General features: G+C 34.6%; 15 protein-coding genes. 4 read left to right on the top strand and 11 right to left on the bottom strand.

Translation table 11 applies throughout. The annotated features are described in order from the left end of the window. The 4 genes from dxs to PHF25_00900 all read right to left on the bottom strand — a co-directional run. Positions 1–1,664 (bottom strand): 1-deoxy-D-xylulose-5-phosphate synthase (gene dxs / locus PHF25_00915; GenBank protein ID MDD4526580.1); only part of this gene is annotated, 1,664 nt, incomplete at its 3' end. Continuing rightward, entirely contained in the window at positions 1,664–2,563 is a 900-nt protein-coding gene (locus PHF25_00910) for a polyprenyl synthetase family protein (protein MDD4526579.1), read from the bottom strand. The genes dxs and PHF25_00910, both read right to left, overlap by 1 nt. Then, the gene (gene xseB / locus PHF25_00905) at positions 2,541–2,789 is read right to left on the bottom strand and encodes an exodeoxyribonuclease VII small subunit (protein ID MDD4526578.1); all 249 of its coding nucleotides are present in this window, start codon (positions 2,787–2,789) and stop codon (positions 2,541–2,543) included. The genes PHF25_00910 and xseB overlap by 23 nt, the downstream gene beginning before the upstream one ends. 134 nt (positions 2,790–2,923) lie before the next feature. Further along, on the bottom strand, positions 2,924–3,256 hold the full coding sequence (locus tag PHF25_00900; protein MDD4526577.1) for a hypothetical protein: 333 nt from the start codon (positions 3,254–3,256) through the stop codon (positions 2,924–2,926). A 74-nt stretch (positions 3,257–3,330) separates the two neighbouring features. Between PHF25_00900 and PHF25_00895 the strand changes: the two genes are divergently transcribed. From PHF25_00895 to PHF25_00885, 3 genes are read left to right on the top strand one after another with little or no spacing between them, the layout of a single operon-like run. Beyond that, positions 3,331–4,107 (top strand): MotA/TolQ/ExbB proton channel family protein, encoded by a 777-nt coding sequence (locus tag PHF25_00895; GenBank protein ID MDD4526576.1) that lies wholly within the window; start codon positions 3,331–3,333, stop codon positions 4,105–4,107. Further along, positions 4,104–4,886, top strand: coding sequence for an OmpA family protein (locus PHF25_00890; GenBank protein ID MDD4526575.1), 783 nt, complete (start codon positions 4,104–4,106; stop codon positions 4,884–4,886). The genes PHF25_00895 and PHF25_00890 overlap by 4 nt, the downstream gene beginning before the upstream one ends. A 21-nt stretch (positions 4,887–4,907) precedes the next feature. Beyond that, a complete protein-coding gene (locus PHF25_00885) occupies positions 4,908–5,324 on the top strand; it encodes a hypothetical protein (GenBank protein MDD4526574.1) in 417 nt (138 codons plus the stop codon). Positions 5,325–5,362: 38 nt separating this feature from the next. Here PHF25_00885 and PHF25_00880 read toward each other — a convergent pair whose 3' ends face one another. The 4 genes from PHF25_00880 to tyrS are packed head-to-tail and all read right to left on the bottom strand — an operon-like array spanning position 5,363 to position 8,222. Next, positions 5,363–6,310 carry a calcium/sodium antiporter gene (locus PHF25_00880; protein ID MDD4526573.1) on the bottom strand — a complete coding sequence of 316 codons (948 nt, stop codon included), beginning with the start codon at positions 6,308–6,310 and terminating at the stop codon, positions 5,363–5,365. A 48-nt stretch (positions 6,311–6,358) separates the two neighbouring features. Continuing rightward, on the bottom strand, positions 6,359–6,700 hold the full coding sequence (locus PHF25_00875) for a sulfite exporter TauE/SafE family protein (protein ID MDD4526572.1): 342 nt from the start codon (positions 6,698–6,700) through the stop codon (positions 6,359–6,361). Then, positions 6,697–7,050 (bottom strand): sulfite exporter TauE/SafE family protein, encoded by a 354-nt coding sequence (locus tag PHF25_00870; GenBank protein ID MDD4526571.1) that lies wholly within the window; start codon positions 7,048–7,050, stop codon positions 6,697–6,699. Before PHF25_00870 ends, PHF25_00875 begins: the two co-directional genes overlap by 4 nt. Then, the gene (gene tyrS, locus PHF25_00865) at positions 7,044–8,222 is read right to left on the bottom strand and encodes a tyrosine--tRNA ligase (protein ID MDD4526570.1); all 1,179 of its coding nucleotides are present in this window, start codon (positions 8,220–8,222) and stop codon (positions 7,044–7,046) included. The genes PHF25_00870 and tyrS overlap by 7 nt, the downstream gene beginning before the upstream one ends. 105 nt (positions 8,223–8,327) lie before the next feature. Here tyrS and PHF25_00860 point away from each other — a divergent pair, with 105 nt between their 5' ends. Beyond that, positions 8,328–10,460, top strand: coding sequence for a PBP1A family penicillin-binding protein (locus PHF25_00860; protein MDD4526569.1), 2,133 nt, complete (start codon positions 8,328–8,330; stop codon positions 10,458–10,460). A gap of 26 nt (positions 10,461–10,486) precedes the next feature. On the opposite strand, the gene PHF25_00855 is transcribed toward PHF25_00860, so the two are convergent. The 3 genes from PHF25_00855 to PHF25_00845 form a co-directional block, all read right to left on the bottom strand. Further along, the gene (locus tag PHF25_00855) at positions 10,487–11,449 is read right to left on the bottom strand and encodes a ribose-phosphate pyrophosphokinase (protein MDD4526568.1); all 963 of its coding nucleotides are present in this window, start codon (positions 11,447–11,449) and stop codon (positions 10,487–10,489) included. A gap of 85 nt (positions 11,450–11,534) precedes the next feature. Then, positions 11,535–12,674, bottom strand: coding sequence for a tRNA (N6-isopentenyl adenosine(37)-C2)-methylthiotransferase MiaB (gene miaB, locus PHF25_00850; GenBank protein ID MDD4526567.1), 1,140 nt, complete (start codon positions 12,672–12,674; stop codon positions 11,535–11,537). Next, positions 12,671–14,032: a mannose-1-phosphate guanylyltransferase/mannose-6-phosphate isomerase gene (locus PHF25_00845; protein MDD4526566.1), complete on the bottom strand. Its 1,362-nt coding sequence runs from the start codon at positions 14,030–14,032 to the stop codon at positions 12,671–12,673. Before PHF25_00845 ends, miaB begins: the two co-directional genes overlap by 4 nt. Between the last annotated feature and the right edge of the window lie 7 nt (positions 14,033–14,039).

Genomic DNA, 14,039 nt, shown 5'->3' with positions numbered 1-14,039 from the left:
ATAATAACTTTAGATTGCTTTAAAAAATATTTCAAAGCAACTTCATCAAAGGGCTTGATAAACCGAACATTTACTAAGTTTATATTAAATTTATTTTCTTTAATTACTTCATAAATAGGAGTAATCATTGAACCACAAGCAAAAACCGTTACTTTAGCTTTTTTATCCTCAACCACAATTTCTGCTTTGCCCATTTCTATAATATTCTCTTTAAATACCGTATCAGGAAGATCGCCTTTGGGGTATCTAATAGAAACCGGTCCATTATGCTCCACTGCAAATTCTAACATTAATTCTAATTCCTTATGGTCTTTAGGTGCAAGAACTGTCATATTAGGAATCATCCTCATAAAATTAATATCAAATACTCCATGATGCGTTGGACCATCTTCACCTACCAACCCAGCTCTATCCATTACTAGGACAACAGGCAGGTTCTGAAGTGCAATATCATGAATAATCTGGTCAAAGGAACGTTGCATAAATGTAGAGTAAATCGCTACAACTGGCTTCATCCCTTGAGAAGCAAGTCCAGCAGCAAAAGTTACTGCATGCTCTTCGCTCATTCCCACATCCACGAATCTGTCAGGGAACTTCTTTCTAAACTTACAGAGCCCTGTACCTTCTTCCATAGCAGCAGTTATTGCCACTATTTTTTTATTTTTCTGAGCCAGCTTAACTAACTTCTCACCAAAAACTTTTGTATATGATAGCTTATTCTTTTTTTCTAATGGTTCCCCTGTTACTGGATTAAACTTCCCTAATCCATGGAACCTTGTTGGGTTTTCTTCTGCTGGAGGATAACCATAACCTTTTTTACTCAAAACATGAATAATCACTGGTTCTGGAGCTTGTTTTGCATAATTTATTGCTCCCATCATGTGAGGGATATTATGTCCATCAATAGGTCCAAGGTACCTAAACCCTAGCTCTTCATAAATTACTCCTATTTTTTTATAATTTATTAAAAGATGCTTTGTTCTTGTTATTAATTTATCAATGGAAACTGCTAAAGGCTCCCCTTTAGGCAATAACTTAATAATGCTTTCCGCCTTTTTTTTGAATCCTCTATACAGCATGTTATACCTAAGTGAAGTTATATGGTCTGAAACAACTCCCACAGATTCGGAAATGGACATTTCATTATCATTTAAAATGACAATAAAAGGGCCTTTCACGGAATGAACATTGTTGATAGCTTCAAAAGCCTCTCCAGAAGAAATTGAGGCGTCACCTATAACTGATAACACGCAAAACTTATCACCAGAAAGATCTCTAGCTTTGGCAACTCCTAAAGCAGCAGAAATAGAAGTAGCAGCATGACCAGTACCAAAAATATCATGTTCAGATTCTGTTCTTTTAGGGAACCCACTTATTCCGTTGGTTTGTCTAATTGTCTCAAATTTAGCAAGTCTTCCGGTAAGCAGTTTATGAGTATACGACTGATGTCCTACATCCCAAATTATCTTATCTTTGGGACTATCTAATGAGGCATGGATCGCAACTGTTAACTCCACCACACCTAAGTTTGGAGACAAATGCCCACCATTTTCCGCAACGACATTTATTATTTTGGCACGACACTCATTAGCTACAGAATAAAGCTCTGGTTCTGTGAGATTTTTAAGCCCACTTGGCAAATCTAATTTTTCTAAAAGACTCACTAATTATTCCTCTTATATACTATCTTGGCAAAATCCATTAAAACATTTTTTATTCTTTCTTCTAAGACGTCCAAAGAACCAATCATCTCCTCGTAAATATTCTTCGCATATTTTTTTGCTCCAGCTAAACCCATTAAAGAAACGTAAGTAGCTTTGTTATTATCTTTATCCGAACCGATTGGCTTTCCAAGTGTTTCTTGATCTGATGTTTCATCTAAAATATCATCAATAACCTGGAAAAGTAACCCAAGTGTATCAGCATACTCTACCAACGAAAAAACACCGGGGAGGTCATCTTTCCCAGTGCATAAAATCAAAGGACAAATAAATGAAGCCCTAATAAATCTTCCTGTTTTAAGTTCATGAATTTTTCTTAGCTTGCCAATATCACAACAGATATCCTTTGAGCTTTTTATATCCATAACTTGTCCGCCCACCATACCCTGGGAACCTAAAGCGCTACTCAAATACCCAACTACTTTAACAACATTTTGAGCATCGAAGCCATTACCCATAAGTCCATCGGCGATTATTCCATAGGCTTTAGTCACAAGAAAATCTCCTGCTAAAATTGCGATATCTTCACCATAAACTTTATGGTTAGACAGCTTTCCTCTTCTGAAATCATCATCATCCATTGCAGGCAAATCATCATGAATTAAGGAATAGGCATGAATCATTTCAACTGCCGCGGCTAAAGGTAAAAATTTTTCAGTGTCATCGTACAGTGAGCCAATTGCAAGAACAATAGCTCCCCTCATCCTTTTTCCGCCAGCCATAACGCTATATCTTGCTGACTCAATAATAAGGTCAATGTCGCTATCTTTATTAGTTAGAGCATCCATCAAATACTCTTCTATCATTTTTTTATACTGATTAAAATAAGGTGGGATATTCATTTTCTTCTATTGATTCTATTGTAACGCTACCATCTTTTTTATGAACAAGTTTTTGTATACGTGTTTCTGCGCTTTTTAATTCTTTCTCACATTCCTCGATGTGTTTCATGCCTGTTTCGTATTTCACAACAGCCTCATCAAGAGATATTTCTGAATCTAACTCTCGAACAGTCTTCTCTATTTCTTTGATTTTATCTTCGAATTTCATCACTCTTTGTTCTTTCATCTTGAGCTAATTATAGCACTCAGTTAACTAGTTGTAGAGAAAGTAAAACTAGATAGTTCAATCATCTTTATAAGGGCTTCAGTAGCTCTTATGATCCCTTCGTCTCCTCACAAATTCGTTTCCTAAAATTTGCCTTAACTAATAAATTCAATCTTCTGCTTTGGTTCTTCAATAACTATATCCACAAGTTGCTTAATTGCTTCAAAAATAACTGCTATTTCTTTATCATGTTGATTATATTTTGATTCAAGCTCATTTAATTTATTATGAATTTTTATGTTAGAGGAAATAAACTTTCTCATTTCAACAAAGGCACGCATTATTTGAATGCTCACCAAAGTTGCAATATTAGAATTTACAACAGATGAAAGCACTAAAATTCCATGTTCAGTAAATACTTTAGCAACGTCAACAATGTGGACCTGATTAATTACATTGGTGAGGCTGGAGAGCCAAGCAACTACCACCAAAACTAAAAAACGTTGCCAAGACTGAATGTACAGCTTAAACTTATTAATGAGAATATAATACAGAGGGACTTATGGATTTAACTACAATTTTAGGAATAGTTTCTGGGGTAAGTCTTATCTTATTAGCTATTTTTATTCAAAGTGGCCTTGGAATTTTCGTCTCATTACCAAGCTTATTAATCGTAACTGGTGGCACAATCGCAGCAACATTAATAAGTTATCCTCTTGATGAAGTTATAAAAGTAATAAAAATAGCAGGAAAAGCTTTTTATTCGACCATCAAGGAACCTACTTACCACATGCTAGAGCTCATCAGCCTAGCAGTTATTGCTAGACGAGAAGGTGTTCTTCACTTGCCTGTACATGCAAAAAAATTAAATGACTTTTTCATACTCAAGGGAGCACAAATGGTTGCTGACGGAATTCCTAGACAAGAAATAATCCGAGCACTAAACACCGAAATTACCATTATGCAATCACGGCACAAACTAGGGAGAGAAATATTCCAAGCCTTAGGAGTCTTCGCTCCTGCCTTTGGCTTAATCGGCACCCTGATTGGTCTAGTCCAGATGCTTTCCAACCTTAGTGATCCAAGTAAACTTGGCCCAGGAATGTCCACTGCCATTCTTACTACTTTCTATGGTGCTGTACTTGCAAATCTAATCTTCTTACCTATAGCCAATAAATTAAAACGAAGAAGCGAGCAAGAATTCTTATTAATGCAAATCACTAAAGAAACAATCTTAAGCATTCAAGCCAAAGAATCAATTACGCTTTTAGAAGACAAACTCTCTTCTTATATTTCCAGAACCTTACAGCAATCACTTAAAAACCAGAAACCAAAATGATAAATGAAGAAGATATACACGCAAACTCTGGTTTAGACTTACCTTCAACTGACGATGATGATATTAAAAGCGATTGGTCTATAACTTTTGCAGACTTAATGACCTTACTTCTAACTTTTTTTATTTTACTTTACTCAATGTCAAAAATAGATGTAGAAAAGTATCTTTCTCTTGCTGATTCTCTTCGCAAAACACATGGAATTGAAGTTAAAACGGAAACAGGGAAAATAATCAGTGGCAATTTTGATCTTGTTGCTGAAAACGTAACAAATCTAAACGATATTTTAAACAAAAAACTTGAAGAAATTCTAAGAAATATCAATATTTTTGTATTTCAAAATCAACTTCAAAACATTGTAAAAGCTTATATTGATGAAAGAGGTGTTGTAATCAATATTTCTGATAGTATGTTATTCAAAGAAGGCGACGATAACCTTACTCCTCAAAGCCGAACTATCCTCAATTATTTAATGGAACTTTTTCAAACATTTCCTTACCCACTTTTAATTGAAGGACATACAGACAACTCACCAATAGGCACAATAAGATTTCCTTCTAATTGGGAACTATCTACGCTTCGAGCCTGCAATGTAATAAAATACTTTATCTCAAAAGGGATTTCGCCCAGCAGACTATCCGCAGAAGGGTTTGGTGAATTCAGACCAATAGCAAATAATGCGACTTACTCTGGCAGATCCATGAATCGAAGAGTAGAAATAGTATTTAAAAGAAGCGGAATAATGAAAACCTTGCAAGATAATGTTGAACCGACTTTATAAATAAGCTATACTACTTGTACTATGAATGACCAAAAAGTACAAAATTTTTTACAAAAAACATTAGACAATAACAGATATGTTAATTTTCACTTACTACCTTTTGACTATGAGTCTATGATTAAAAAAGATGTAATCCAAGAACAAATCATGAACATAATTAATGCACCAAAAGATGAAAGAAATATAGAAAAAGATAGACTTCAATCCATTATCTATACAGAACTATATAAACTCAAAACACCTATTGAAGATGTTAAGGATTATTTTCAAAAAGCAATCCTTACAGATAAATTTAAAAACTATTTAGGGCAAGCATTTAAATTTGGCTTACAGTTTAATAAAGACGAAAATCCTTACAAAACAACTTTCATACATTTAGCACAGTTTTTTGTAGCTGATATCTGCTATGAATTTATCTGGCATTTAGAAAACGAATAACATTCTTTTCAGCTTTCTCTAGAGTAAAAAAATAAAGTCTACCCCAAAGCCAAAACAATTAATCTCAGGATATAGCCAACATAGGTTAACAAAGAAACATATATAATCCATTTTGGTGCTTTGTCTTTTTTATTAAAAACAAACACAATCAAAATAAGTGCCGTAAACATCATTATCAGATAATCTATTCTTACAATTCTAAGGTCTATTGGAATTGTAAATATCACAGATGAAAAACCAAGCACCATCAAAATATTAAAAATATTACTTCCAATAATATTTGCTAAGCTCATCGCTGTTTCTCCTTGTTTAACTGCAGAAAAAGAAGCGGCAAGCTCAGGCAAGGAAGTGCCAACTGCAACTATTGTCGCACCTATAACATAATCATTTATTCCCAGAATGGTCGCGATAGTTACAGCAGAATCCGTCATAAGCTTTGCTCCTAAAACTAGTCCAGCTAAACTTAATATTGTCAAAAAAACAGAAACAACTAACCCGTATTTCTTTTCCAATGCCTCTTCGTGTCCAATTGTGCCTTCCTTAAAAGAAATCCACAAAAACAAAATAAACAATAAAAGCAAAACTAAGCCATCTGTTCTACTCAAACTACTATCCAAACTAAACAAAACCAAGATTATATAAAAAACAATCATGAGAAAACTTTTCTTTTTAATGCCCTCTGCTTCCTCTTTGTTTTTAAAACTTAAAGAAAAAAACAAACCAACACCACCAAGTATCAACGCAACATTGGCAATATTTGAGCCAACAATGTTACCAACACTAAGACCGGCAGCACCCTTACTTAAAGCCATATAAGAAACTAAAAATTCTGGAAGGCTAGTTCCGAAAGCTATGACCGTAAGACCAATAAATACATTGGATAAACGCAGATGTTTCCCTAAAGAAACAGAAGCGTCTATTAGTTTGTCAGAAGATTTTGAAAGGATAAGGAGACCAACAATGAAAATTATTGCTTGAATTAACATGGCTAAATAATAAATCGTTTAAATCTTTATTGCAATGAGCAAGAGGGCTTAGCTTCTCCAGATTTTATAAGCAATATAAACCATGCTCACACCAAAAAGCTTTCTTAAAATAATAACAGGCAAAATGCTTGCCAAATAACTACCAACAAAAGAACCAATAATTGCTGGAACTAAAAGCAAGAATATTCCCTGTAGTTTTATTGCTCCATATTTATAATAAATAACCACACTAATTATTGAGGCAGGAACTATCATTATTAAGGCTATGCTCTGCGCATATAATTGACCATATCCTAAATAAAGCATTAATGGCACATAAATTGCTGCAGTTCCAACACCCATTAGTCCTGAAATGAAACCACCTAAAACTCCAGCAGACAAAAATATCATATTAAAAAAATCCTTACTCCTGCCAAACAAATATACAAGGCAAATATCTTTTTAAGCGAAGAAGTGTCCATCTTTTGAGCAATTAAGCTACCAATAAAAGCACCTAACAAGCATCCGACAGTCAAAATCGCTACGATGCCAAAATCTAATTTTACTGAATAAAAGGAATATGACAAAAAACCTATTAATCCTAAAAATAACATTAATAATACTGATGTTCCTTGAGCCTCTTTTTGCGAATAACCCATCCAAAGAACCATAGCTGGCACAGTAATGGAACCACCACCAATACCCAATAAACCAGAAAGAAAACCTACCAAACTACCTATTATTAGTAGTTTTTTTACCACAGTATCTTCAAAAAATTTCTTTTCCCAGATTTAATAACAACTTCTTTGTCTTTTTCTAATTCAAAAAAGGGATCTGTTATTTTTTCCCCATCCAAAGAAACAGCTCCCTGCTCAAATAATCTTTTAATCTCTTTATTACTTGATGCCATTTCAGCAAACTTTAGAATATTTATTAAAGTTAAATCACCCTTTATTTTAGAAACACACAACTCTGGAATATCCTCTGGAATATCTTTTTGTCTAAAAGCAGTAATAAAATATTCTTCTGCTTTATCTGCCTCTTCTTTCGAATGATACATGCCAACAATTGTTTTCCCTAAATTAACTTTCAGGTCTCTTGGATTAACGGATCCATCTTTCATTTGTTTTTTCATCTCGTCTATTTTAGTAGAGCAAACATCAGTCAGAAGCTCAAAATACCTAACAATAAGCTCATCCGGAATAGACATTAGTTTACCGAACATTTCATTTGGAGTGTCGGTCAACCCAACATGATTACCCAAACTTTTACTCATCTTTTGCACACCATCAAGTCCTTCTAAAATAGGCATGGTTAAAATCACCTGAGGTTTTTGACCATACTCTTTTTGAAGATGCCTACCAACAAGAAGATTAAACTTCTGGTCAGTCCCACCCATTTCAATGTCTGCTTCTAGTTCAACAGAATCATATCCTTGTAATAAAGGATACAAAAACTCATGGATACTTATTGAAATATTATTAGAAAACCTTTTGTTGAAATCATCTCGTTCCAACATTCTAGCAACATTATATTTTGCAGTAAGTTTCACCATATCTTTAGCGGTAAGCTTACTTAGCCAAGTGGAGTTATAAACCACCGTTGTTTTATCCTTGTCCAAAATTTTAAAAACTTGTGACTGATAAGTCTCTGCATTTTCTATAACTTGCTCTTCTGATAGCTCTTTCCTAGTCTTAGACTTACCAGTAGGATCACCAATCATAGCAGTAAAATCACCAATTAAAAAAATTATCTCGTGCCCAAGATCTTGCAGAATTTTTAATTTTCTTAAAACAACAGTATGTCCAAGATGCAAATCAGGAGCACTAGGATCAGCACCCCATTTCACTTTTAATCTCTTTTTTGAATTCAACAAATCCTTTAAATCATCAAAGTTTATTACATCTACAAATCCTTTAATTATTGCATCCATACCTTATCCTTTTTTAAAAACTAATTAACTAATATACTCTCTTGTGATAATATAACATCTACGAAAAACTGACAATAAGCTCATGTTTTATGGAGGAAAGAATAAGTGGTTTTTGAACGAAGAGTCCCATTATCAGTAAGCAAAAAACCTAAAACCTCTACCACTAAACGCAAAGGCGGATACCGCGGTCACCTCAACAAAAGAAGAAATGAAAAGCTAATTAGTTTTCTAAAATCAATTTTATTAAAAGGCTCAATAGTTATTGCGGCACTAGGTTTTCTGCTTTTTTTATATATACTCTTTCTACTTAAAACCTTACCAGATGTTAGAGTTATTGCCACTTTCGTTCCTAATCAAACAACCAAAATTTATTCTGCAGATGGTGTAATACTTGCGGACCTACACAAAGAAGAGAATAGAATAACAATTCCTTATTCCCAAATATCAGACACAATGAAAAAGGCTGTTGTAGCAATGGAGGATGCTAGATTTTATAAACATCATGGAGTAGACCCCATCGGTATTTTAAGGGCCATGACTGTTAACCTTATTAAAGGCGGGAAAGTGCAAGGAGCCAGTACAATAACCCAACAGCTAGCAAGAAATCTTTTTCTAACTAAAAAGAAAAAATTCTCACGTAAAATAGCAGAAGTCATCTTAGCTATTAGAATAGAACGTCATTATACAAAAGAAGAAATTCTCCATATGTACCTTAATCAAGTATATTGGGGACATAATTCATATGGAATAGAATCAGCTTCTCTGCAATATTTTGGCAACAACGCCTCGCAACTAACTCTGGCAGAAAGTGCAATGCTCGTTGGTATGTTACAAGCACCTGAGCTTTATTCTCCTTATAGGAATCTCCCAACAACCATGAAAAGAAAAGACATAGTTTTAAAAAGAATGCTCGATGTTGGGCTAATAACTAGACAACAATATCTTGATAGCAAAAAACAAGAAATTATCATTGCTCCAAGAAAAAGACTAAAATATAAAGCTCCATATTTTACACAAGAAATCATCAACACTCTTGTAGGTATGTACGGAGAAGAAGAAGCTTATAACGGTGGACTAAAAGTTTATACCCCCATAATTTGGGAAATGCAAAAGGAAGCAGAAGCAGCAGTGCAATGGGCTGTATCTGAAAGTGTAAGACAAAATCTAAAATTTAACCAGGCAGCCATCTTAGCACTTGACCCAAGAACAGGCTATGTTGTCACTATGGTTGGAGGTCACGATTTTCTTAACTATCATTACAACAAAACCATCCAAGCCAAAAGACAGCCAGGCTCTTCATTTAAGCCTTTTGTTTATCTGACTGCTTTATCCAAAAAGTTATCTCCTGGTTCTATCCTTAACGATTCTCCTGTTGTTTTTAACACGTTCCAAGGTCCATATGCTCCACAAAACTATGACCTAACCTTTGACGGTAAAATGCCAATGCGCAAAGCACTTGAAAAATCCATCAATCTGGTGGCAATAAAATTAGTTGATATGGTATCACCTGAAGCTGTGGTTGAAACTGCTAAAAAGTTTGGAATAACCGCACCTCTGATGCCTTATATTTCTATTGCTCTTGGCTCACAAGAAATAGTCATGATGGAAATGACCTCTGCCTATGGTGCCTTTGCAACTGGTGGCTTACTAGCTAAACCGATAATGATTAAAAAAATTGAAGACAGAAATGGAATCCAGCTTTACAACGCCAAACCAGAAGTGAAACGTGTCTATGACCAAAGCCTTGTTTATGCGCTTGTGGAAATGATGAAAGGTGTCGTTAATTATGGAACCGGTAGAAATGCCAAACTTCCTAGACCAATAGCAGGAAAAACAGGAACCACTTCTGATTATAAGGATGCTTGGTTTATAGGTTTCGTGCCTCAATTAGTTTGTTCTGCTTGGGTTGGGAACGATGACAACACACCAATGAACAAAGTAGTTGGCGGATACATCCCTGCCCTTATGTGGAAACAATTTATGACAACAGCCTTAATGAATGTGCCTAGATTAGATTTCCCATATCCAGGTGGAATGATTAATGTTGACGTATGCTGGGATGATGGCAAAAAATATAATAACTTAGCGGGAAGGCACAGCGTTGAAAAGTTCTGGGCTGGCTATGAACCAAAAGAATTCAGCACACTAAAACCAACCGAAGGCAATGTGCCAAACCAAAAAGAAACAGAAGCTCCTGCTGAGAATTTAGATAATTGGCTACAAGAATTTATTAATTAAGCTTTAATTAATCTTTATAATACAGTTTAATCAGCAAAAATTTCACTAATTGATGTATTCGTATGATTCCTTTGAATTGCTTCTGCAAAAAGAGGAGCTGTAGATAACACCACGAGCCCAGGAAAATGTTTTTCTGGTGGTAATGGTATTGTGTTGGTTACAACAACTTCTTTAAAATTTGCTTCTTTTAACCTCTCTATAGCTGGGCCTGAAAAAACAGCATGAGTAGCTACAAGATACATGTCTTTATTACAACCAAGTTTTCTTAAAACAGCGATACCTTGAGTAACACTACCAGCTGTATCAACCATGTCATCATAAAGTAATACTGTTTTGTTTTCGACATTACCCACAACATTCACAATTTCTGCCTTGTTATGAGCTGGTCTTGTTTTGTGAAGAATAGCAAGTTGCGCGCCTATTTTATCAGCAAATTTCTTTGCAGCTTTTGCTCTGCCTGTGTCTGGGGCAACGACTACCATGCCATCATAATCTATCTTTTTCTTATTACCAAAGTACTTCACAAAAAGTGGAAGTGCTTGCAAATGGTCTACTGGAATATCAAAATAACCTTGAATTTGATCAGCATGCAAATCCATTGTAATCACTCTATCCGCACCAGCTTCAGTGATAAGATTAGCCATCAGTTTTGCACTAATCGGCTCTCTTGGTCCTGATTTTTTGTCTTGTCTTGCATATCCAAAATGAGGAAGAACAACATTAATTTTTCTTGCACTAGCTCTTTTACAAGAGTCTATTGTAATAAATAATTCCATTAAATCTTCATTAACATTAATCCCACAAGTTTGGATTAAAAAAACATTTCGTCCTCTGATGGTTTCGTTAATAGTAGTAAAAATTTCACCACAACTAAACTTAGATACCTTGATGCTTGAGAGATCCATCCCTAAATACCTGGATATTTCTTCTCCTAACTTTGGATGCGATGTACCACAAAAAACCTTCATATTTGCTGAATCTTTAAACATTAATGTTGCTCCTTCCAAAAGCCATATACTTCTACGTGAACGCTTAATTAAACAATACTTGTCTTATTTTTTCAAGGAAAGCTTTTCAACCTTTAAAGGCATAGTCCTTAACTGCTTGATTTAACTCACTTAATCTTCTTTTCTTTATTTTGATATCTACTTGCTCAGACATCTCAGCGGCCTTTGTCCCTTTCCGTGGAGAATAAACAGCACTGATTACTCTAAAGAATCCTAGTTCTTTAACTATATTCACCATGTTTGTAAATTCTTCCTCTGTTTCCCCAGGAAAACCAACAATCAAGTCAGTTGATATTCTGACACCAGGAACCTTTTCCCTTAATTTCCTAACTTTTTCCTTGTATTGCTGAACGGTGTATCCCCTATTCATTAGTTTCAATATCCGCTCATCACCATGTTGTATAGGAAAATGTATTTCTCGCCCAATCTTATTATTCTTGGCAATTACCTCAATTAATTTATCCGTAATATCTTTGGGATGTGAAGTTAAAAAATCCACCTTTTCTAACCAATCAAATTTCAACAAAATATCTTGCAATAAATCAGCAAAATCATAATCCTCATAAAGCCCTTGTCCATAAGAGTTAACGTTCTGCCCCAACAAAAGAAGTTTTTTATAACTCGACGTTAACAACTCCTCTATAGATAAAAAAATATCTTCTTTAGTTCTACTAACCTCTCTGCCCCTTGTGAAAGGAACAATACAATAAGAACAAAAATTGTTACATCCATACATAATTGGTAAAAATGCTTGGTCAAAATTTTTATCTCTTTCGATATGCTTAATTGGTTTTTCTGGATCTTTATCATCAATTAATTTAATGACAGCACCCTTTTTTTTGTTCCATTCACTTAGTATTTCTAGAAGATATTCATAGGAATTAGCCCCAACAATAATATCAATGAAAGGATATTTTTTTAGCAACTCGTCTTTTTCATATTGAGGCACACAACCACTCACTACTATTAACTGATCTCTATTCTTTTTTTTCCTTAAAGAATTAAACTCTCTCATTCTTGCAAAAGCTCTGTTCTCAGCATTACCTCTTACTGCACAAGTATTAAAAATTAAAATATTAGATAAATGAGGGTCATCAATTGAAACATATCCTGCAGACAATAATGAACCTGAAAGTATTTCAGAGTCACTCTTATTCATTTGACAACCAAAGGTAAGAATATGAAAGCTTGGCTTACCGGACTTCATGTACGATTATAATCATCCTCATATCGAATAATATCATCCTCTCCAACGTAACTACCAACCTGCGCTTCTATAATCACTAACGGAGTATCTCCAGGATTTTCTAAGCGATGCTTAACGCCTTTAGGAATATAAGTAGATTGATTAGCAGATAAAACTATCGTTTCTTCTTCTTTTGTAACAATTGCTTCTCCACTAACTACAACCCAGTGTTCATTTCTGTGTTCATGTTTTTGAAAAGATATTTTATGTTTTGGTTTCACCTCAATAGTCTTAATCTTGTAACTATTTCTTTGTTCTAATAAAACAGTATAAATTCCCCATGGACGATGAACCGTCTTATGCTCATTAATAAGAGAAGACCCTTTAGCCTGGAGCATTTCCACAACTTGTTTAACTTTTTGCGTCTCACCTTTTTTAGCGACCAAAAGTGCATCTGAGGTATCAATAATAACCAAATCACTAACTCCCGCAGTACTTACTATTTTACCTTCTGTAGATACAACAAAGTTGTTTTCAGAATCTATCGCAATATCTTCCTGATACTCTCCATCAACAAAATAATCAGCAATTTCATCATAACTACCCAAATCTGACCAACCGATGTCAGCGGGAACAACTTTTACCATAGAACTTTTCTCCATCACGGCATAATCAATACTATTTGCAGGAATCGCCATCATGTCATCATATTTAACTCTTAACATGCCTTGTTTATCTCTCACAGATTTCTCATATGCTTGCTTAGCAAATTTATAAATATCAGGAGAGTACTTTTTTAACTCCTCCAAAAAAATACCAGCCTTAAAGGCAAACATTCCACTATTCCAATAATAATTACCAGCCTTAAAATATTTATTCGCTGTAGCTAAATCTGGTTTTTCCTTAAAACTAAGAACATCTTCGCCTTTTGCCTGAATATACCCATACCCCGTTGCTGGATATGTAGGGGCAATACCAAAAGTCACTAAGTTGCCTTTATTTGCTAAATTCTCCGCTTTCTTCAAACACTTTCTATATTCACCTTCATTTTTTATAATATGGTCTGAGGGAGTAACAAGAATGACCTCATCAACAGGGCTATCAAAACAAGCCAAAGCAATTGCTGGGGCGGTATTTCGTCCAACTGGCTCTAAAATAAACCCCACTTCTTCATATGCATCTTCCTTTGCCTGGTCTATAACTAAAAAATATTGTTGCTCATTAGTAACAACTGTAACGCTGTCTAGTTTATTTCTTATTAAAGTTTTTTGGAAAAGAGATTTCCCTTCAAATAATTGAATGAATTGTTTAGGAAATAATTTTCTAGATAATGGCCAAAGTCTAGTTCCACTACCCCCTGCTAACACGACTAATTTCATAAACCCC

The sequence above is a fragment of the Candidatus Margulisiibacteriota bacterium genome (assembly GCA_028706105.1).
Taxonomy (GTDB): domain Bacteria; phylum Margulisbacteria; class Riflemargulisbacteria; order GWF2-35-9; family DYQY01; genus DYQY01.
This window is presented reverse-complemented; position numbering and strand designations above follow the sequence as displayed.

What these genes read in the sequence shown, in the direction of transcription:
- PHF25_00855 (MDD4526568.1), bottom strand. Translation starts at nt 11,449, where the DNA reads ATGTTTAAAGATTCAGCAAATATGAAGGTTTTTTGTGGTACATCGCAT.
- PHF25_00880 (MDD4526573.1), bottom strand. Translation starts at nt 6,310, where the DNA reads ATGTTAATTCAAGCAATAATTTTCATTGTTGGTCTCCTTATCCTTTCA.
- miaB (MDD4526567.1), bottom strand. Translation starts at nt 12,674, where the DNA reads ATGAAGTCCGGTAAGCCAAGCTTTCATATTCTTACCTTTGGTTGTCAA.
- PHF25_00845 (MDD4526566.1), bottom strand. Translation starts at nt 14,032, where the DNA reads ATGAAATTAGTCGTGTTAGCAGGGGGTAGTGGAACTAGACTTTGGCCA.
- xseB (MDD4526578.1), bottom strand. Translation starts at nt 2,789, where the DNA reads ATGAAAGAACAAAGAGTGATGAAATTCGAAGATAAAATCAAAGAAATA.
- PHF25_00910 (MDD4526579.1), bottom strand. Translation starts at nt 2,563, where the DNA reads ATGAATATCCCACCTTATTTTAATCAGTATAAAAAAATGATAGAAGAG.
- tyrS (MDD4526570.1), bottom strand. Translation starts at nt 8,222, where the DNA reads ATGGATGCAATAATTAAAGGATTTGTAGATGTAATAAACTTTGATGAT.
- PHF25_00885 (MDD4526574.1), top strand. Translation starts at nt 4,908, where the DNA reads ATGAATGACCAAAAAGTACAAAATTTTTTACAAAAAACATTAGACAAT.
- PHF25_00895 (MDD4526576.1), top strand. Translation starts at nt 3,331, where the DNA reads ATGGATTTAACTACAATTTTAGGAATAGTTTCTGGGGTAAGTCTTATC.
- PHF25_00875 (MDD4526572.1), bottom strand. Translation starts at nt 6,700, where the DNA reads ATGATATTTTTGTCTGCTGGAGTTTTAGGTGGTTTCATTTCAGGACTA.
- PHF25_00890 (MDD4526575.1), top strand. Translation starts at nt 4,104, where the DNA reads ATGATAAATGAAGAAGATATACACGCAAACTCTGGTTTAGACTTACCT.